The 15,723-nt window shown below is 64.8% G+C and carries 16 protein-coding genes; 9 read left to right on the top strand and 7 right to left on the bottom strand.

The window, feature by feature from the left end; all coding sequences use genetic code 11:
- On the bottom strand, positions 1-592 hold a 592-nt coding region (locus I5W_RS08020), incomplete at its 3' end, for an alpha/beta fold hydrolase (protein ID WP_044528834.1).
- Positions 589-2,007: an HdeD family acid-resistance protein gene (locus I5W_RS08015; protein ID WP_044528833.1), complete on the bottom strand. Its 1,419-nt coding sequence runs from the start codon at positions 2,005-2,007 to the stop codon at positions 589-591. The genes I5W_RS08020 and I5W_RS08015, both read right to left, overlap by 4 nt.
- Before the next feature lie 159 nt (positions 2,008-2,166).
- Between I5W_RS08015 and I5W_RS08010 the strand changes: the two genes are divergently transcribed.
- Both I5W_RS08010 and I5W_RS08005 read left to right on the top strand, forming a co-directional pair.
- A complete protein-coding gene (locus I5W_RS08010; protein WP_017452903.1) occupies positions 2,167-2,943 on the top strand; it encodes a YdcF family protein in 777 nt (258 codons plus the stop codon).
- A 248-nt stretch (positions 2,944-3,191) separates the two neighbouring features.
- The gene (locus I5W_RS08005) at positions 3,192-5,021 is read left to right on the top strand and encodes a methyl-accepting chemotaxis protein (RefSeq protein WP_044528832.1); all 1,830 of its coding nucleotides are present in this window, start codon (positions 3,192-3,194) and stop codon (positions 5,019-5,021) included.
- Positions 5,022-5,084: 63 nt separating this feature from the next.
- On the opposite strand, the gene I5W_RS08000 is transcribed toward I5W_RS08005, so the two are convergent.
- From I5W_RS08000 to I5W_RS07985, 4 genes are all read right to left on the bottom strand, one after another.
- Positions 5,085-5,972 carry an HD-GYP domain-containing protein gene (locus I5W_RS08000; RefSeq protein ID WP_252716945.1) on the bottom strand — a complete coding sequence of 296 codons (888 nt, stop codon included), beginning with the start codon at positions 5,970-5,972 and terminating at the stop codon, positions 5,085-5,087.
- Positions 5,973-6,138: 166 nt separating this feature from the next.
- A complete protein-coding gene (locus tag I5W_RS07995; RefSeq protein ID WP_044528831.1) occupies positions 6,139-6,780 on the bottom strand; it encodes a DUF1109 domain-containing protein in 642 nt (213 codons plus the stop codon).
- A complete protein-coding gene (locus I5W_RS07990) occupies positions 6,777-7,409 on the bottom strand; it encodes a sigma-70 family RNA polymerase sigma factor (RefSeq protein ID WP_044528830.1) in 633 nt (210 codons plus the stop codon). Before I5W_RS07990 ends, I5W_RS07995 begins: the two co-directional genes overlap by 4 nt.
- 15 nt (positions 7,410-7,424) lie before the next feature.
- Entirely contained in the window at positions 7,425-8,090 is a 666-nt protein-coding gene (locus tag I5W_RS07985; protein WP_044528829.1) for a DUF1109 domain-containing protein, read from the bottom strand.
- Between the two features lie 242 nt (positions 8,091-8,332).
- Between I5W_RS07985 and I5W_RS07980 the strand changes: the two genes are divergently transcribed.
- From I5W_RS07980 to I5W_RS07950, 7 genes are all read left to right on the top strand, one after another.
- Positions 8,333-8,611 carry a BufA1 family periplasmic bufferin-type metallophore gene (locus I5W_RS07980; RefSeq protein ID WP_017452909.1) on the top strand — a complete coding sequence of 93 codons (279 nt, stop codon included), beginning with the start codon at positions 8,333-8,335 and terminating at the stop codon, positions 8,609-8,611.
- A gap of 20 nt (positions 8,612-8,631) precedes the next feature.
- Positions 8,632-9,483: an MNIO family bufferin maturase gene (bufB, locus tag I5W_RS07975; protein WP_044528828.1), complete on the top strand. Its 852-nt coding sequence runs from the start codon at positions 8,632-8,634 to the stop codon at positions 9,481-9,483.
- Positions 9,480-10,235 (top strand): HvfC/BufC N-terminal domain-containing protein, encoded by a 756-nt coding sequence (locus I5W_RS07970; RefSeq protein ID WP_044528827.1) that lies wholly within the window; start codon positions 9,480-9,482, stop codon positions 10,233-10,235. Before bufB ends, I5W_RS07970 begins: the two co-directional genes overlap by 4 nt.
- 12 nt (positions 10,236-10,247) lie before the next feature.
- Positions 10,248-10,718 (top strand): DoxX family protein, encoded by a 471-nt coding sequence (locus I5W_RS07965; RefSeq protein WP_017452912.1) that lies wholly within the window; start codon positions 10,248-10,250, stop codon positions 10,716-10,718.
- Between the two features lie 19 nt (positions 10,719-10,737).
- Complete coding sequence (locus I5W_RS07960) at positions 10,738-12,375, top strand: methyl-accepting chemotaxis protein (protein WP_017452913.1); 1,638 nt, start codon at positions 10,738-10,740, stop codon at positions 12,373-12,375.
- Positions 12,376-12,416: 41 nt separating this feature from the next.
- Entirely contained in the window at positions 12,417-13,751 is a 1,335-nt protein-coding gene (locus tag I5W_RS07955; RefSeq protein ID WP_044528826.1) for a tetratricopeptide repeat protein, read from the top strand.
- Positions 13,752-14,118: 367 nt separating this feature from the next.
- Complete coding sequence (locus I5W_RS07950) at positions 14,119-14,307, top strand: hypothetical protein (RefSeq protein WP_017452915.1); 189 nt, start codon at positions 14,119-14,121, stop codon at positions 14,305-14,307.
- A 127-nt stretch (positions 14,308-14,434) separates the two neighbouring features.
- Here the strand turns inward: I5W_RS07950 and I5W_RS07945 are convergent.
- A partial coding sequence (locus I5W_RS07945) for a TonB-dependent receptor (RefSeq protein WP_044528825.1) occupies positions 14,435-15,723 on the bottom strand: 1,289 nt, incomplete at its 5' end.

The raw sequence follows: 15,723 nt of genomic DNA, 5'->3' as shown, positions 1-15,723 counted from the left end.
GCATGAATTGAGATTCGAGCGGAATCTTGCCGTGGTTGAGCGGATCCTGGCGATAAGCCTGCACCTGGTGCGGATCATGCGAAATACGACTGGCCGGCAAGGCGGTCGGCAGCGCCAGGCCTGGCGCGATGCCCGTGGAAAGCTTGAGCAGCACTTGCTGCCAACCCGCCAGATCCAGCGCCAACGCGGGTGACGACAAGGCCAGCGCGCGCACCGGGCTGAAGCCGCCAGTGGCAAAGCGCGCCGCTACCAGTCCGCCCATGCTGTGGCCGAACAGGAGCGGCGTGCAAAGCGTGCGGCGGCTGAAATCATCGAAACTCTGCTTCAGGTCGCGCAACAGATCATCCGACTGGATCAGGCTGCCCTGCCGGCCTCCCGAATTGCCGTGGCCGCGATGGTCGCAGATGCGCACCGACAGGCCGGCTTCATTGAACAACTGCGCCAGTGCGGCATAGCGGCCGCCATGCTCGCCCAGGCCATGGACCATCTGCACCGCCGCCATGGCGCCGGGCAGCAGCCAGTCACGGCAAAACAGGCGGGTGCCGTCGGCGGCGTCGATCCAGTGTTCCTGCGAGGGCGTAGCTTGGCTCATGGCTCTTTCACGGTGGAAGCTTCGGTTCGGGTGGACCGGCGTGTCGCACGCCAGCCTTGGCGCAGGCGTCGGCTCTGGCGCAGCGCCTGGTGCAAGGAAGCGGCCCAGGACAAGGGGCGCGGGTGTACCACGGCGCGCAAGGCGCGGGCATAGTCCAGTACCATGCCGGGCGTCCAGGCCATGGTGACGGCACGCTTGCGGATCTGACTGGCGACCCAGATCTCGGGCGTGAACATCATGCGCACCGCATTGAACCAGTGCCGGTCGCGACCGCCGATGACGCCTTCCAGCGCCGCCTCCAAGGCACGCGCCACGGTGCTGGAACAGTTGCGGTAGGTGAGATTGTAGATTTCCGTCTGACGGTAATGCTGCCAGAAGCGGTCCAGCGGCGCACGGCGATAGTCGCGAAAGATGATTTTTTCTGTCGATTCGCACCAGGCTGCGGCCTCGCTACGGTAGTCGCTCAGATAACGCCCCTTGATGTCGTTGTCTGCGGTGGCGCGCAGCAGGCGCGCAAACTGGTCGGGCGAGCGGTCGATTTCCTCGGCCGGGTAGAGGCTGATGTAGAGCTCGGGTGATATCTCCAAGGCAGCATGGCCGGTCGAGATGACGCCGTTGACGTCCACCGCCGCGATGTAGCGGTCGATCACCGGTTGCCGCCGGGCTGGCCCCTTGGCGCTGCCAGTGGGTGTCCAGACGTGGACCGTCAGTGGCGGCAAGGACTCCATGAGCGATGCGGCTGCCGCCGTTGCCGAGCTGTCCAGCCGTGTTGACAGGCCGGCGGCGACATCGTGCAACCCGGCATCGAACGGGCGGTCGTCGCCGCTGTTGCGCTGCACCAGCACGTCGGTCGAGGCCTGCTGCGGCAACATGCGGGTGCGCAAGGCCAGCCAGATCAGGTTCCAGCCGCCAAATACCAGTCCCAAGCCCAGGCAATACGGCACGGTGCCCTTGTAATGAGTGGGATAGGGTTGAAAGAAGAAGATCGCCAGCGCGATCTGCACCATGCCGCCCAGCATAGCCGTGCGCCAGCGCGGAAAACGCACGACCAGCGCCGAAGTGATCTGCAGCGTACCACCGATGGTAAAAGCGATGCCGAACAGCATGGCCAGCACCATGTTGCTGGTCTGGTGCTGGGTGATGACCAGCACCGCGATCAACAGAAACAGCGCCCCCTTGGCATAGCGCAGCGTCTTTTGTGCGCCCATGCCGCTATTGGCCACCCACAGCGTGACCAGGCTTTCCAGCAGCAACAGGTAGCCGAACAGCGTCAACGGAAAATTGAGAACGCCATCCAGTGCATCGATCATCAACGACACCCCGATGCTGCCCCAGGCCAGGCCGGCCACGGCCAGCGCGTGCCAATTGCGGCGGATGAAGTCGGCGCCCAGCAACAACAAGACAAGTCGTATCACGGCGTTTTCCCCGGGCTTGCGCCCTTCCCTTTTTTCGATCACGCATTTTGGGGGATTACGTGGCGCGAGGCAAATCACCGAGCCGCAAGAGTGGATCAAGCCGCTGCAATCGCGCACAATGCCGGACTGTCATCTCCATCATCCTGATTGACTGCAACCATGCCCCTGTCCGTCCTGCTCTCGGCCCTGGCCAGCAGCCTGCTGCTGCCACCAGTCTCGCCCGTCCTGCTCAGCCTGGCCGGGTGCTGGCTGCGCCGCCGCGCGCCGCGCACCGGTCTGGCGCTGATGCTGCTGGGTGTGGCACTGCTGCTGGTCCTGAGCACTCGCATGGGGGCGCTATGGCTGATCCAGCCGTTGCAACGCCAGTATCCGCCCTTGACGCATCCGGACCAGATCAAGCAGGCCCAGGCCATCGTCATCCTGGGATCGGGCCGGATCGATGCTGCCCCGGAATACGGCGGCAGCGATGAACCCACGCCAATCGGCATGAAGCGCCTGCAATACGGCGCCTTCCTGCAGCGCCAGAGCGGCCTGCCGATCCTGGTCAGTGGCGGCAGCCCCGATGGCTCCCCCGAAGGCGAAGCGGCCCTGATGGCGCGCAGCCTGCAGCGCGACTTCGGCGTGCCGGTGCGCTGGCAGGAGACACATTCGGACACCACGGCCCAGAACGCCCGCGATTCGGCGGCCCTGCTCAAGGCCGAGGGCATCACGCACATCCTGCTGGTCACCGACAGCGTGCACATGCCGCGTGCCATGCGCGCATTCGCGCAGGCCGGCTTGCAGGTGCAGGCTGCGCCCACCTTGCTGTTGCAGCCGGCGCGCGCACGGGTGAGCGACTACCTGCCCGGTGCCAGCCACTTGCAGATGTCCAGCTATGCATTGCGTGAAAGGATCGGCCAGTGGTGGTACCAGGCCCGTGGCGCGACTGCGCCGTGACACCCCATCAGCCAGAAACTAAGCCCGCAAGTAACTGCCCTTCCGCCTCCTGTTCCCCCATTCGCCGCCGACATCCGGCGGTAAAGTGGCAAAGTCGTGCGTCTTGCGTCTTGCGTCTTGCGCAAGGCCGCACACATCCAAGACCGCAATAATTACGCTCAACGAAGGCGATGCACTTGCGTGCAATAACGCAATCGCCCCCGACGCAATGACGTCAACGAGCGCTTTGAACAAAGGGAGATTACATCATGGGCCAGTTATCCTTCAGCAAAAAGCTGTGGCTGCCACTCGGGCTTAGCCTCATCGCACTACTGGCGATTTCCATCTTCAGTGCCTTCATGGTGCGCGACGTGCGCTTGGAAGAACGCAAGACCGATCTCACCAACATCGGCCAGACCGCGCTCTCGCTGGTGAAGTCCTACGGCGCCCTGGCCGAGAGCGGCGCCTTGAGCAAGCAAGAAGCGCAGCAGCGCGCCATGGCCGCCATCAAGAGCCTGCGCTATGGCACCGATGGCTATTTCTCGATCTCCACCTCGCAACAGATCATCGTCATGCACCCGATCAAGACCGAGCTGGATGGCAAGGACCTGAGCAACTTCAAGGATCCGGCCGGCACCAACCTGTTCGTGGAAATCAGCAAGGCCGGCAGCAAACCCGGCGGCAGCTTCGTCCACTATCTCTGGCCCAAGGTAGGTGCGGCCGAACCGGTGCCCAAGACGTCCTTCGTGATCGCCTACCAGCCCTGGGACTGGAACCTGACCACCGGCGCCTACATGGATGACATCAACACCGCCTTCATGGGCACGCTGACCCGCATGGCGATCCTATTCGCCGTGGTCGCCGCCGCACTGGTGGCGCTGGTGATCGTGATCAACCGCGGCATCCTGCGCACCATCGGTGGCGATCCGGCCAAGGCCGCCGAAGTGGCCAACCGCATCGCCCAGGGCGACCTCACCCCCAACATCGACACCCAGCCAGGCGACCAGAGCAGCCTGCTGTATGCGGTGCGCAGTATGCGTAACTCGCTGCTCGCTACCATTGCCAACATCAAGAGTTCGGCCACCACCATTGCCTCTGCCAGCCATGAAATCGCCCGCGGCAACCTGGACCTGTCGGGCCGCACCGAACAGCAGGCCGGTTCCCTGGAAGAAACCGCCTCGGCCATGGAAGAACTGACCGCCACCGTCAAGCAGAACGCCGACAACGCACGCCAGGCCAACCAGTTGGCCGAGTCGGCTTCGGAAGTGGCGATCCAGGGCGGCAGCGTGGTCGGCCAGGTGGTGCAGACCATGGAAGGCATCACCGAGAGCTCACGCAAGATTGCCGACATCATCGGCGTGATCGACGGCATTGCCTTCCAGACCAACATCCTGGCCCTGAACGCCGCCGTGGAAGCGGCCCGTGCCGGCGAGCAGGGACGTGGCTTTGCGGTGGTGGCCTCCGAAGTGCGCTCGCTGGCCCAGCGTTCGGCCTCGGCCGCCAAGGAAATCAAGACCTTGATCGATGACTCCGTGGCCAAGGTCGATTCGGGTAGCAAACTGGTGGAACAGGCCGGCACCACCATGACCGAAGTGGTGGCCAGCGTGCGCCGCGTGACCGACATCGTCGGCGAGATCAGTTCGGCCAGCCAGGAGCAAAGTGCCGGCATTGCAGAAGTAGGCCGTGCCATCACGCAGATGGATGAAGGCACGCAGCAGAACGCCGCACTGGTGGAACAAGCGGCTGCCGCTGCCCAGTCCTTGCAGGACCAGGCCGCCACCCTGGCCGGCCTGGTCGGTCGCTTCCAGATCGATGGCAGCCAGGCCCACGCGGTACAGGCCGGTCCTGCTGCTGCAGTGAAGTCAGCCGCCTCCAAGCCGGCCGCACGCCCGGCAACCACCGCTGCGCCAAGTCCGGCGCAGCGCAAGCCGGCTGCCGCGCAAGCCGCCCACCCGGCCATTGCCGCCCCCAAGGCAGCCGCTTCCAAACCTGCGGCAGCACCGGCCGCCAAAGCCGAGGCGCCCGCCACCAAAACCGCTGGCAAATCGGCGTCGCGCCTGCCGGCCGGAGAAGATGAGGGAGATTGGGAAACTTTCTGAGCCATTCCTTGCCGTTGCCAACCAGCCCGCCGCGTGCGGGCTTTTTCGTGGCTGCGGCTTCGGTCAGGCCAACGCGATGATGTTTTCCCCAATCAGGCGGCCGATGAGTTCGTTATCGGGTGCCACTGCCAAGGCGCGTGCCGCATCCTGCTTACCGGTGGCCATCAGTCCCAAGTCGTTGGACTCAAGCGTATATTCACTGTGGCAGGCCGGGCAATACAGCGTATCGCCAGCGACCGCATGGCGCGGGCGTACTATCACAGGGCCACACGAGATGCAGCGCTGCAAGGGAATGCCTTCGTCGCTGTGACCGACGATATGGGCCAGCTCGGGACGCTGTTGCAAGCCGATGAAGAGTGTTCCCAATGCTGCATCGAACTGTCGACCCAATTCCTCTTCGATGATCTCCATGGCACGCGCAATGGGCATCCCGCTGCGATAAGGCCGCGTGCTGGTCATGGCATCGAAGGCATCGCAGATACCGACGATGCGGGCTGAGAGCGGGATCTCATGGCCGCGCCGTCCAAAGGGATAGCCGCGCCCGTCCGGGGTTTCGTGATGCAACAGCACGGCCTCTTCGGCCAGCGCCGCCAGCGGATGGCCGGCCAGCATCCGCTGGCCGATCTCTGGATGGGTCTTGATGATGGCGTATTCAGCCTCATCCAACCTGGACTTCTTGCCCAGCACCGCATCGGGAATACCGATCTTGCCGAGGTCATGCAAGAAGGCACCGATGGTAATGCGCGCCACCTGCTGCCCATCCAATCCCGCCGCTTCTGCCAGCAGCCGCGACAGCCGTGCCACTCGCCAGAGATGGCCGCCAGTATAAGGATCGCGCGCCTCCACCGCCCAGGCCAGCAGAAGCAGGCTCATCAACAATTGCTCATCACGCGCGGCCCGGCGTCCTGCGCTCTTGCGCGTGGCGCGCTGCCACAGGGAAAGCAGACTCATGGGGCCACTCCCCGACCAGACTGTTCATCCCGCATCAAACCGATATCGAGTTCACACTCAGCGAAATGCCGCCCTGCTACCGGATCGATGCGTTCGATACGCCAGGGGCCGCCGGCGCCGGATGTGGTTCGGATGATGCCCATCATTGACTCCCCCTAACTGTTTGTTACCAGCACAACAGGCGCGGACCCAGCAGCAGTCCTGCTACGGCCGGAATGACCATGCCCAGGAAATACCAGATGCCCCAGAACGGAACGCCCATTTCCGGGCAATGCAGGCAATACACCATGGTGGCCGAGGCACCCGCCAGCAGGCCCGCTACCGCGCCGGTCAGGCGCAGCCGGGTCGGTGCCATGCCACGCACGGCCCAGAAGATGCCGATGAACAGCGGTACCGACAACAGCGCGATATTGAAGGGGCAGCTACGCCAGCTGATCCCCAACACCAGCGGCAGGCGTTGCGCCAGGGGGGTGCTCACCAGCACCAGCGCACCCGCGGCCCAGATCGCCAGGCTCGGCAGCGCGATGCCGGCCCAGTTGGCGCCCACCCGCAGACCGGGCCGCACCAGGCGCCGCAGCACCAGCATCGCGCCGATGGCCAGGGTGGTGGGGAAGGCCAGCTTGATCCAGAACAGCGGCACGCCCAGCATCACCGACAGGTCGGGCCGCAGGCCGTAGATGGTTAGCATCAGGATCAGTGACCCGACGCCGCCCAGGGCCAGTGCCTGGGCCATTTGCCTCATCGGCAAGCGACGATCCACCGGCGCCACGCCGCTGGCCATCATGGAAATGAGGTCGTCCGTCTTCATGCTTGCAATTTCTCCCGAATCTTGAGGGCCAGGGCCTTGAGGCCACGGTGGATGCCCACCTTCACGGCCGACTCCGACATCCCCGTCAGTTGTGCCGTCTCGGCCACCGACAAGCCTTCCAGCTTGACGTGCAGGATCGGCAGGCGCTGCTTGTCCGGCAACTCTTCCAGCAAGGCACCGACATCGCGCCGGGCCTGGGCCGGTTCGTCGTCGCAGGTGGCCAGCAGCTCATGCTCTTCGTCCAGCGGATCGTGGAAGGCCTCGCGGCGCGACCGCGCGCGCAGGAAATCCATCAGCTTGTAGCGCGCAATGGCATGTACCCAGGCCGTCACCGGCTGGTCGGCGCGATAGGTGTGACGGGCATTGTGGATGGCCAGCAGGGTTTCCTGCACCACGTCTTCGACTTCATCCTGCAGGTGTAAAAGACGTTTGCGCAGGAAGGCGCGCAAACGCCCGCTCAATTCGGCCAGGAAGTTGCGGTAGGCCACCGCATCGCCATCGAGCCCGGCCAAGAGCAGCGTGCGCAGGCGTTCTTCGGTGGGATGCACAGGCTCCTGGCCGGGACGGCCCGACACCTCCTGCGGCAACGCCGAGGCAGAACAGGCCAACAGGAATGGACTCTCGCTCATGGAAACGCCGCCCAATCACCAACGCAGCAGCCAGGGGCCGCACCAGGCGCCGGCCAGTGTCGGCAGCAGCACCCCCAGTACATACCAGACACCCCAGAAAGGCGGCGCCATCTCGACGCAATAGAGCGTATAGACTAGCACGCCCTGCGCTCCCGCCACCAATCCGGCCACCGCACCCGCGGCGCGCAGTCGGGTGGGCGCGAAACCGCGCAGGAACCACAGCATGGTGGCCAGGGTGGGCAGCGATAGCAGCGCCACGTTCAAGGAACAGACTTCCCAACTGCTGCCCAGCAACAGCTCCAGCCGCTGCGAGGGCGGCGCCAGCGCCAGCCAGCTACCGCCTGCCAGCCACAGCACGGCCGGTGGCAGCAGCAGCGCCGTGGCCGGTCCCAGGCCGATGCGCATCCCCGGTCGCGCCAGACGCGCCGCCGCTACCTGACCGGCCAGCAGCGCGGCCAGCGGGAACGAGACCTTCATCCAGAACAGCGGCTGCTGCAGCAACTGCCGCAAGTCACTGCGCACCCCATACAGGATGGCCAGCAACAGCGCCGCCCCCAGCAGACCCAGCGCCAGCGCCACGGCCATGCGCGCGGCGGCATGGCGTGCCACGGCGCGGTTGTCGGCACCGGCTTGGCGACCGGTGCCGGTGGCCAGCATGTTGACCAGTTCCATCGTTTTCATTCATATCCCCTGTAGACCCATGGCGGGCGGGCTGCGCCCAGTGGCGCTCTCCTGTCTATTCGTTCAGAAATGGCTTCCGGTTACAGCAGCCAGCAAAAATATTTATCGAAAAAATCTGCAGCCCCGCTGTAACCGAACCCCAGCCCCCGGCGAATTAACCAGCAGACCGGCCAACAGGCAAGCAAGCTGGCTGGCACCGGTCACTGTCGTCTTCCCCATTCTCTCTTTTCAAGGAGTACACCATGAACAATCGTATCGTCGCCACCGCCGCCCTGACCCTCGCTACCCTCGCCTCAGGCGTGGCCATGGCGCAAGACAAGCAACCGATGAACAAGACCGCCGTCGAGAAGTGCTATGGCGTCTCCATGGCCGGCCAGAACGACTGCAAGGCGGGCGAAGGCACCACCTGCGCCGGCACCGCCAAGATGGATTACCAGGGCAACGCCTGGAAGAACGTCCCGGCCGGCACCTGCACCTCCATCAAGACCCCGCGCGGCATGGGTTCGCTCAAGCCGATCTGAGTCAACGGGAATCCGTCGCCATGACAGCGCACCTCCTCACCGCCGGCCTGGGCCTGAAGCCCCAGCATTTCGATGCGGCGCTAGCCTGCCCGGCCCCGGGCCTGTGGTTCGAAGTCCATCCGGAGAACTACCTGATGGACGGCGGCCCCCGCCTGGCCTGGCTGCACGCCATCCGGGAGCAGCATCCGGTGGCCTTGCACGGGGTGTCGCTGTCACTGGCCGGGCCCGACGCGCCCGATCCTGGTCACCTGCGCCAGCTGGCGCAGTTGGCCGAACGCATCGAACCGGTGCTGGTGTCCGAACACCTGGCCTGGTCGCGCGCCGCTGGGCATTACCTGCCCGACCTGCTGCCGGTACCGCGCACTGCCGACACCCTGGCGCGCCTGGCCGCCAACATCAGCCGTACCCAGGATGTCTTGAAGCGCCGCATCGCGCTGGAAAATCCTTCCCACTATCTGCGCATGGACCAGCATAGCTGGAGCGAGCCGGAATTCCTGCGGGAACTGGTGCGCCGCACCGGCTGCGGCTTGCTGGTCGATGTCAACAATGTGCACGTCAGTGCCTGCAACCTGGGCATCGATGCCCGCCAGTATCTGGATCAGTTGCCGGTCGACGACATCCTCGAAATCCACCTGGCCGGCCACAGCGCCGACGCCAGTCTGCCCGGCCTGCTGGTCGATTCGCATGATGCCCCGATTGCGGCCCCGGTCTGGGCGCTGTACCAGCATCTGCTGGCGCGCACCGGCGCCCGGCCCACGCTGATCGAACGCGACGGCAACGTTCCCGCCTTCGATGAGCTGCTGGCTGAGCGCGACCGCGCCAGCACCTTGCTGCAACCGGCGATGGCGGTACAAGAGGAGCAAGCCACATGAACGCGCCCGACAAGCGCTATTACGCCGCCTTCCTGGAGGCCCTCCTCGACGGCCACAGCGATGATCCAGACGTGCGCGCACTGCTGGCCCAGCCGGCCTTCGCGGTCTATCGCAATACCGTCTTCAAGGGCTGCGTCGATGCGCTGCTGGCCAACTATCCTGCCGTACACCGTCTGGTGGGCAGCGCCTGGATGGAATCGGCCGCGCTGGAATTTGCGCAGCGACACTTGCCGCGCCAGGCCAGCCTGATTGCCTACGGCGAGGGCTTTGCCGGATTTCTCGGCACGCTGGAAGCCGCGCGCGCACTGCCTTACCTGCCCGGCATCGCCACGCTGGATCGCTGCTGGACCGAATCCCACCTGGCCGCCGACCAGCCCCTGCTGGACGTATCGGCCCTGCACGCCGCGCTGGAGCGAGGCCAGGATGTCACCCTGGTACCGCATGCCGCCAGCCGCTGGCATCACGACCCGCTGCATCCGGTCTACACCATCTGGGACGCCAACCGCAGCGAGGACGGCGCTACCGAACTGAGCCCTGAATGGCAGGGCCAAGGCGCCCTGCTCACCCGGGCCCACGCCCAGGTGCAATGGCAGCCACTGAGCCTGGGCGGCTGCCGCTTTCTGGATGCCTGCCGCGATGGCTGTGGCATTGCCAGCGCGGCAGGCCAGGCCCTGGCGCATGAACCCGGCCTGGATATCGGCGCCATGCTGGGCCAGTTGGTCCAGGCCGACGCCTTCACCTCGTTTCATTGAACGGAGAACCCCATGAACCAGCCAGCCACCCTGCCTGCCACCGAGCAGACGCGCACTTCCCTCTGGTCGCGCGCTGCCGACCTGGCCACGCGCCTCATCAGCGACACCTTGCTGGCCCTGGTGGCGCGCGTAGCGATCGCCTCGATCTTCTTCCTGTCCGGCCGTACCAAGGTCACCGGCTTGCTGGACATCAAGGACAGTACCTACGTCCTGTTTCAGGAGGAATATCGCCTGCCGCTAGTGCCGCCCGAACTGGCCGCGCACCTGGCCACCTATGCCGAGCACTTCTTCCCGCTGCTGTTGATCCTCGGCCTGTTCACCCGCGGCGCCGCGCTGGCGCTGCTGGGCATGACGACGGTCATCGAAATCTTCGTCTATCCCGATGCCTGGCCCACCCATCTGTCCTGGGCCGGCCTGCTGCTGCTGCTGGTCGCACGCGGTGGCGGCGCGTGGTCGCTGGACCGGCGCCTGGGTCTGCGCTGATCACTCGCAGGAGACCATCATGTTGAGCACCATGAAACTGCGTTCCGGCCTGCTGCTGGTGCTGGGCCTGTTCACCCTGGCACTGTGGCTGGCCGTGGGCATGGCCTGGCAAGCTGCGCGTTCGGCCAGCCGCGCGACCACGGAGCTGATCGAACTGTCGGACCGCCACATCCAGCCATTACACGACACCGAGCGCCTGTTCCTGAGCACCCTGATCAACATGGACAACGCCTACATCAACCTGGTCAAGGGCGATGAGATCAAGTCCAACGACTACAGCCGGCGCGCCTCGGCCGCGCTGCAGGAAGCCCGCAAGGCCTTCGAAGGCTATCGCCAAGGCTTGACGCCGGACACCTTGTCCGCACCCGAGGCGCAGCGGGTCTCCGCTGCCTACGACAGTTACGTCAAGGTGCTGAACCTGCGCGAGGTGGCGCTGTATGACGTGTCGCTGGACGACTACGCCGCGGCCACCGTCAGCGCCGAAGCCGCCGATCGCGAATTCGCCGCCACCCTGCGCGCCGTGATCCAGCGTGCAGAACAGGTCAAGGATGGCCTGCGCCAGGCCGCCGAACGCCGCTCGGACCAGGCCCGGCTGCTGGCCGTGGCCATGCTGCTGGCGTCTCTGCTGCTCATCGGCATTTGCTGGCTGCTGTTCGACCGTCTGCTGTTGCAGCCGCTCAAGCGCGCGGCCGCGCATTTCGACCGCATCGCTGCTGGCGACTTGAGCCAGCCGGTACAAGGCATTTCCGGCAACGAGATCGGTGTGCTCCTGGCGGCATTGCAGCGTATGCAACTGGGCGTGGCCAGGACCGTCAGCGACATCCGCGAGGCCACCCGCGACCTGCACCAGGGCAGCGCCGACATCGCTCAGGGCAATGGCGAGCTGGCGCAACGCACGCAAGCCCAGGCCACTACCCTGGAAGCCACCGCCGCCACGCTGCAGCGGCTCTCCGGTGCAGTACACAACAATGCCCAGCACGCCGAGCGCACCAATGCGCTGGCGGCCGCCGCGGCCCAGGATGCCCAGCGCGGAGGCCAGGTCATGAGCGGCATTGCCGGCGCCATGGCCCAGGTCACGGCCGGGGCCGGGCGCATTTCCGATATCGTCAGCCTGATCGATGGCATCGCCTTCCAGACCAACATCTTGGCGCTCAACGCCTCGGTGGAGGCAGCGCGCGCCGGCAGCCAGGGACGCGGCTTTGCGGTCGTGGCCGCGGAAGTGCGCTCGCTGGCGCTGCGCAGTGCCGAAGCGGCGCGCGAGGTCAAGGACTTGATCGCCACCTCGATCGGCTCGGTCGACCAGGCCGCAGAGCAGGTCAGAGAGGCCGACCAGGCCATCGTCCAGATCGTGCAGTCATTCGGCAACGTCATGACCACCGTCAACGAAATCGCCACCGCCACCCGCCAACAGGCCGAGGGGATCTCCCAGGTCAGTCTCAGCCTGGCGGAGATGGATCGCGCCACCCAGCAAAATGCAGCGCTGGTGGAGCAGACTGCCGCAGCGGCTGATGCCCTGACCGAACAGGCGGCCACGCTCACGGCCTCGGTGGCCGTGTTCACCCTGGCCGCACCGCAGGCCACGGCGTTCAGTGGCAGGGACGATGCAGAGGATGCTGACACCCCGCCGCTGCATCGACTCGCCGCATTGAGCCAATGAATTCACATCACGCTGACAATGACCCCATGAGGAGCGAACCCATGCCGTCTGCCGGCACCCTGGACAAATTGATAGAAGAAAGCTTCACATCGGCCTTCAACCACCACGCTGCGGGCCGTCTGGAGGAGGCTGAAGAAGACTATCGCGTGACCCTGGCCATGCAAGAGCATCATGCCCCGGCCCAGCACTATCTCGGCGTGCTGCTGCATCAGTGCGGCCGGCATGAGGAAGGCTTGGCGCTGATGTACGAAGCCGCACGCACGGCGCCGGCCGATGCCGGCTGGTGCAACGATCTCGGCAATGTTCTGTTCGCCTGCGGGCACTTCGACCAAGCGTCCCTGGCCTATGGACAAGCCATCACCTTACGGCCCGACGACGCACAGCTATGGACCAACCTGGCCGCCACGCGGCGTGCGCAGAACCAGCACCAGGCCGCTATCGACGCCTGCGAGCAGGCCTTGCTGCGGGATCCACACTACCTTGTGGCCCTGCATCAGCTTGCCGACATCTATCTGCAGTTGGGCGACACCATGCAGAGTTCGCGCTACCAGTGCATGGCCTACGTATTGCCACCGCATGAAGGCAAGTCGCGCGAATTGCTGGCGACCTGCTGCTACTTCTTCGGCCGCATCGATGAAGCCGCCGAGATATGCCGCCAGTGGCTGCTGGAAGAACCGGGCCATCCCATCGCCAGCCACATGCACGCCGCCTACGCCGGACTGCCCCGCCAGACCGTGCCGCGCGACTACATCGTGCGCCGCTTCGATGACTATGCCGATCATTTCGATAGCAAGCTGCTGGCCCAGCTCGACTATCGCGGCCCGCAAGTGCTGGCCCAGGTATTGCAGGGCTGCCTGCCCGGCTTGAGCGGCCTGGACGTGCTCGACGCCGGCTGCGGCACCGGCCTGTGTGCGGCGGTGCTGGCGCCTTATGCGCGTCGGCTGGAGGGCATCGACCTCTCGCCCAACATGCTGCGCCACGCTGCTCGCCATCCGCACTACAGCACGCTGGCCCAGGCCGAGGTGGTGGAATGGATGGTGGCCCATCCTGCGCACTATGATCTGGTGGCCGCCTGTGATGTGCTGATCTATTGCGGCCAGTTGGTCGATTTCTTCGAGGCGCTGCGCACGACCCTGCGGCGTGGCGCTCATGTGATCTTCACGGTGGAACTGGCCGATGCCGAGCAACAGGCCAGCTATACCCTGCACGCCAGTGGACGCTTTCGCCACCAGCGTAGCTATGTGGAAAAGTGTCTGTCCGCAGCGGGCTTGCAGGTGGTGCTGATGCGCGAGGACAGCCTGCGCGTGGAAATGCAGCAGGCCGTGCCGGGCCTGGTGGTGTTGGCACGGGCCGCTGACACCGAAGAACCAGACTGATGAACGCCACAAAACTCATCAATGGTCGCTGCGCCTGGACCGCCTTGTCAGAGTTCAGAGGTCAAAGCTCAGAGATCAGAGATCAGAGATCAGATGAGTATCCTTCGAATTTCAGCAATCATTCCTTTAAATCTCTGCCCCCTTGGCAAAGCAAGCCATTCCAGCATGTCCACAGTGCAACAAGGATGAATTTTCTTGCACATTTCGTCGCACTTTTCCCCTTAGGGGCAGTCGTACCGGCATTCGGCATGGCTTAGAATAGCCGAAGCTCACGACGTAATCGATTGATACGCACCGGTCTGCGCGCACGATGAATCCCCGCCATTGGCGCCGCGCAAACAGTGCGACATCTGAAAAGGAAAACGGAATGACGCAGTCCCCAAAAAACATCTCGGAGCTGATGTGTGAGCTCAGCGTGGCGCTGGCCGATCTGTCGGAGAAGATGAGCAATCTCTCGGTCACGCTGGAAAACAGCTATCTCGAATCCGACGCTCCAGAACCGGCAGCCATGATGGAAGCCGCGCGCGAAACCATCGAAAAGGCACGCGGCAGCTGATCACCATCAGCCGCCGTCCTCCCACCTCATCCGGCAGCCGGGTCCATCCCGGCCTGCCTCTGCTGTCCAGCCTCAAATCCCTCCCCGCATTCCCACCCGGCATCACCCACCGATGGCTGACAGTTCATCAAAAGTTGTACTTCAACTCGGCAAAGACCGTGCGTTGCGGGAAGGGATGGAACAGGAAGTAATCCCGGTTGGTCAGGTTATCCACGCCCATCGCACCGCTCCAGTGCTGGTCGAAGCGGTAACGCACCCGCGCATCGAAGACGGTGTAACCATCGAAGCCCTGGTAGGTGTGGGTATTGATGTCGGTATTGTCCACGGTGGCATAGACGCGGCCGCTGTAGCGCCCGGCCAGGGTATAGGTCCAGCGGTCGTCGGGCTTGTAGCTGGCCACCAGCGTGGCGCGCCATTCGGGCACATAAGGGGTGCGCTTGCCCACCGAAGTCGCCCCCGGAATGGTGGCGACGTAGCCGCGGTTTTCCAGGATGCGGGCATCGACCCAAGTCAGGCTGCCATTGAGCGAGAAGCCGCGCACCAGCAAGTCGTTACGCTCGAAGGCGGCTTCGATGCCGCGCTGGCGGGTACGGTCCACGTTCTGGGTGAAGGAAGCCACGCCACTGCCGATAGTGGACGATTGCGAAATCAGCGCATCGGCCACCCGCTCCTCGAACAGCGATACGCGCCACTTGCCCTGCCCTTGTTGTAACTGTTTTTCGATGGCCAGTTCGGTGGACCAGACTTTCTCGGGCTTCAGGTTCGGATTGGCCTGCAGGAATACGCCATTGACCTGCACGTTCTGGTACAGCTCGCCCACCGTGGGAAAGCGCAGTGCGCGTCCGGTGGACAGCGTGGCCAGCCAGTCATCGGCCACGGCCCAGGCCAGCGAAGCCTTGGGCGAGAGACCGTTGTGACTGATCTGCGGCTGGCTGACCGCGAAACCGGTATTGCCCGCCGTCGAATAATTGCTGCCATCGAAGGCGCGCCACCATTCATAACGCGCACCAAGCGTGGCTTTCCAGGCGGGGGCGAGATGCCATACATCCTGCGCCCACAAGGCCGAGGTCTCGGTCTTGCCGCGCGAATCGGCATTGAGCGTGCCATTGCCACCGCTGATCCAGTTGCTGGTATTCCAGGTCGGCGTGGCCAGCGTATAGCGGTCGTAGTGCGCACCGAAGCTGATCACCTGACTCACCCCTTGCGGCCGCCAGATGCCCTTGGCGTCCAGCGTGCTCCAGCCGGTGCCGCTGGCGTCGGCAATGGTGCCGGCACCGCCGCCCAGGCCGGCCGGGAAGGCAGCCGTGGAGGTGCGGGTCAGGTCGCGCGAGGCCGACAATGTCGAGGCCTGCACTTGCCAATCCCATGGCCCGCCGGTCTTGCTGCGCAAGGCCAGCGACTGCATCCACTGCTGCT

The sequence above is a fragment of the Herbaspirillum sp. B65 genome, from assembly GCF_000333555.1.
In the GTDB taxonomy this organism is placed as follows: Bacteria; Pseudomonadota; Gammaproteobacteria; order Burkholderiales; family Burkholderiaceae_D; genus Herbaspirillum; species Herbaspirillum rubrisubalbicans.
This window is presented reverse-complemented; position numbering and strand designations above follow the sequence as displayed.

What these genes read in the sequence shown, in the direction of transcription:
- I5W_RS07990 (WP_044528830.1), bottom strand. Translation starts at nt 7,409, where the DNA reads ATGAGCGAGAGTCCATTCCTGTTGGCCTGTTCTGCCTCGGCGTTGCCG.
- I5W_RS07955 (WP_044528826.1), top strand. Translation starts at nt 12,417, where the DNA reads ATGCCGTCTGCCGGCACCCTGGACAAATTGATAGAAGAAAGCTTCACA.
- I5W_RS07970 (WP_044528827.1), top strand. Translation starts at nt 9,480, where the DNA reads ATGAACGCGCCCGACAAGCGCTATTACGCCGCCTTCCTGGAGGCCCTC.
- I5W_RS08005 (WP_044528832.1), top strand. Translation starts at nt 3,192, where the DNA reads ATGGGCCAGTTATCCTTCAGCAAAAAGCTGTGGCTGCCACTCGGGCTT.
- I5W_RS07985 (WP_044528829.1), bottom strand. Translation starts at nt 8,090, where the DNA reads ATGAAAACGATGGAACTGGTCAACATGCTGGCCACCGGCACCGGTCGC.
- I5W_RS07965 (WP_017452912.1), top strand. Translation starts at nt 10,248, where the DNA reads ATGAACCAGCCAGCCACCCTGCCTGCCACCGAGCAGACGCGCACTTCC.
- I5W_RS07960 (WP_017452913.1), top strand. Translation starts at nt 10,738, where the DNA reads ATGTTGAGCACCATGAAACTGCGTTCCGGCCTGCTGCTGGTGCTGGGC.
- bufB (WP_044528828.1), top strand. Translation starts at nt 8,632, where the DNA reads ATGACAGCGCACCTCCTCACCGCCGGCCTGGGCCTGAAGCCCCAGCAT.
- I5W_RS08010 (WP_017452903.1), top strand. Translation starts at nt 2,167, where the DNA reads ATGCCCCTGTCCGTCCTGCTCTCGGCCCTGGCCAGCAGCCTGCTGCTG.
- I5W_RS07995 (WP_044528831.1), bottom strand. Translation starts at nt 6,780, where the DNA reads ATGAAGACGGACGACCTCATTTCCATGATGGCCAGCGGCGTGGCGCCG.
- I5W_RS07980 (WP_017452909.1), top strand. Translation starts at nt 8,333, where the DNA reads ATGAACAATCGTATCGTCGCCACCGCCGCCCTGACCCTCGCTACCCTC.
- I5W_RS07950 (WP_017452915.1), top strand. Translation starts at nt 14,119, where the DNA reads ATGACGCAGTCCCCAAAAAACATCTCGGAGCTGATGTGTGAGCTCAGC.
- I5W_RS08000 (WP_252716945.1), bottom strand. Translation starts at nt 5,972, where the DNA reads ATGAGTCTGCTTTCCCTGTGGCAGCGCGCCACGCGCAAGAGCGCAGGA.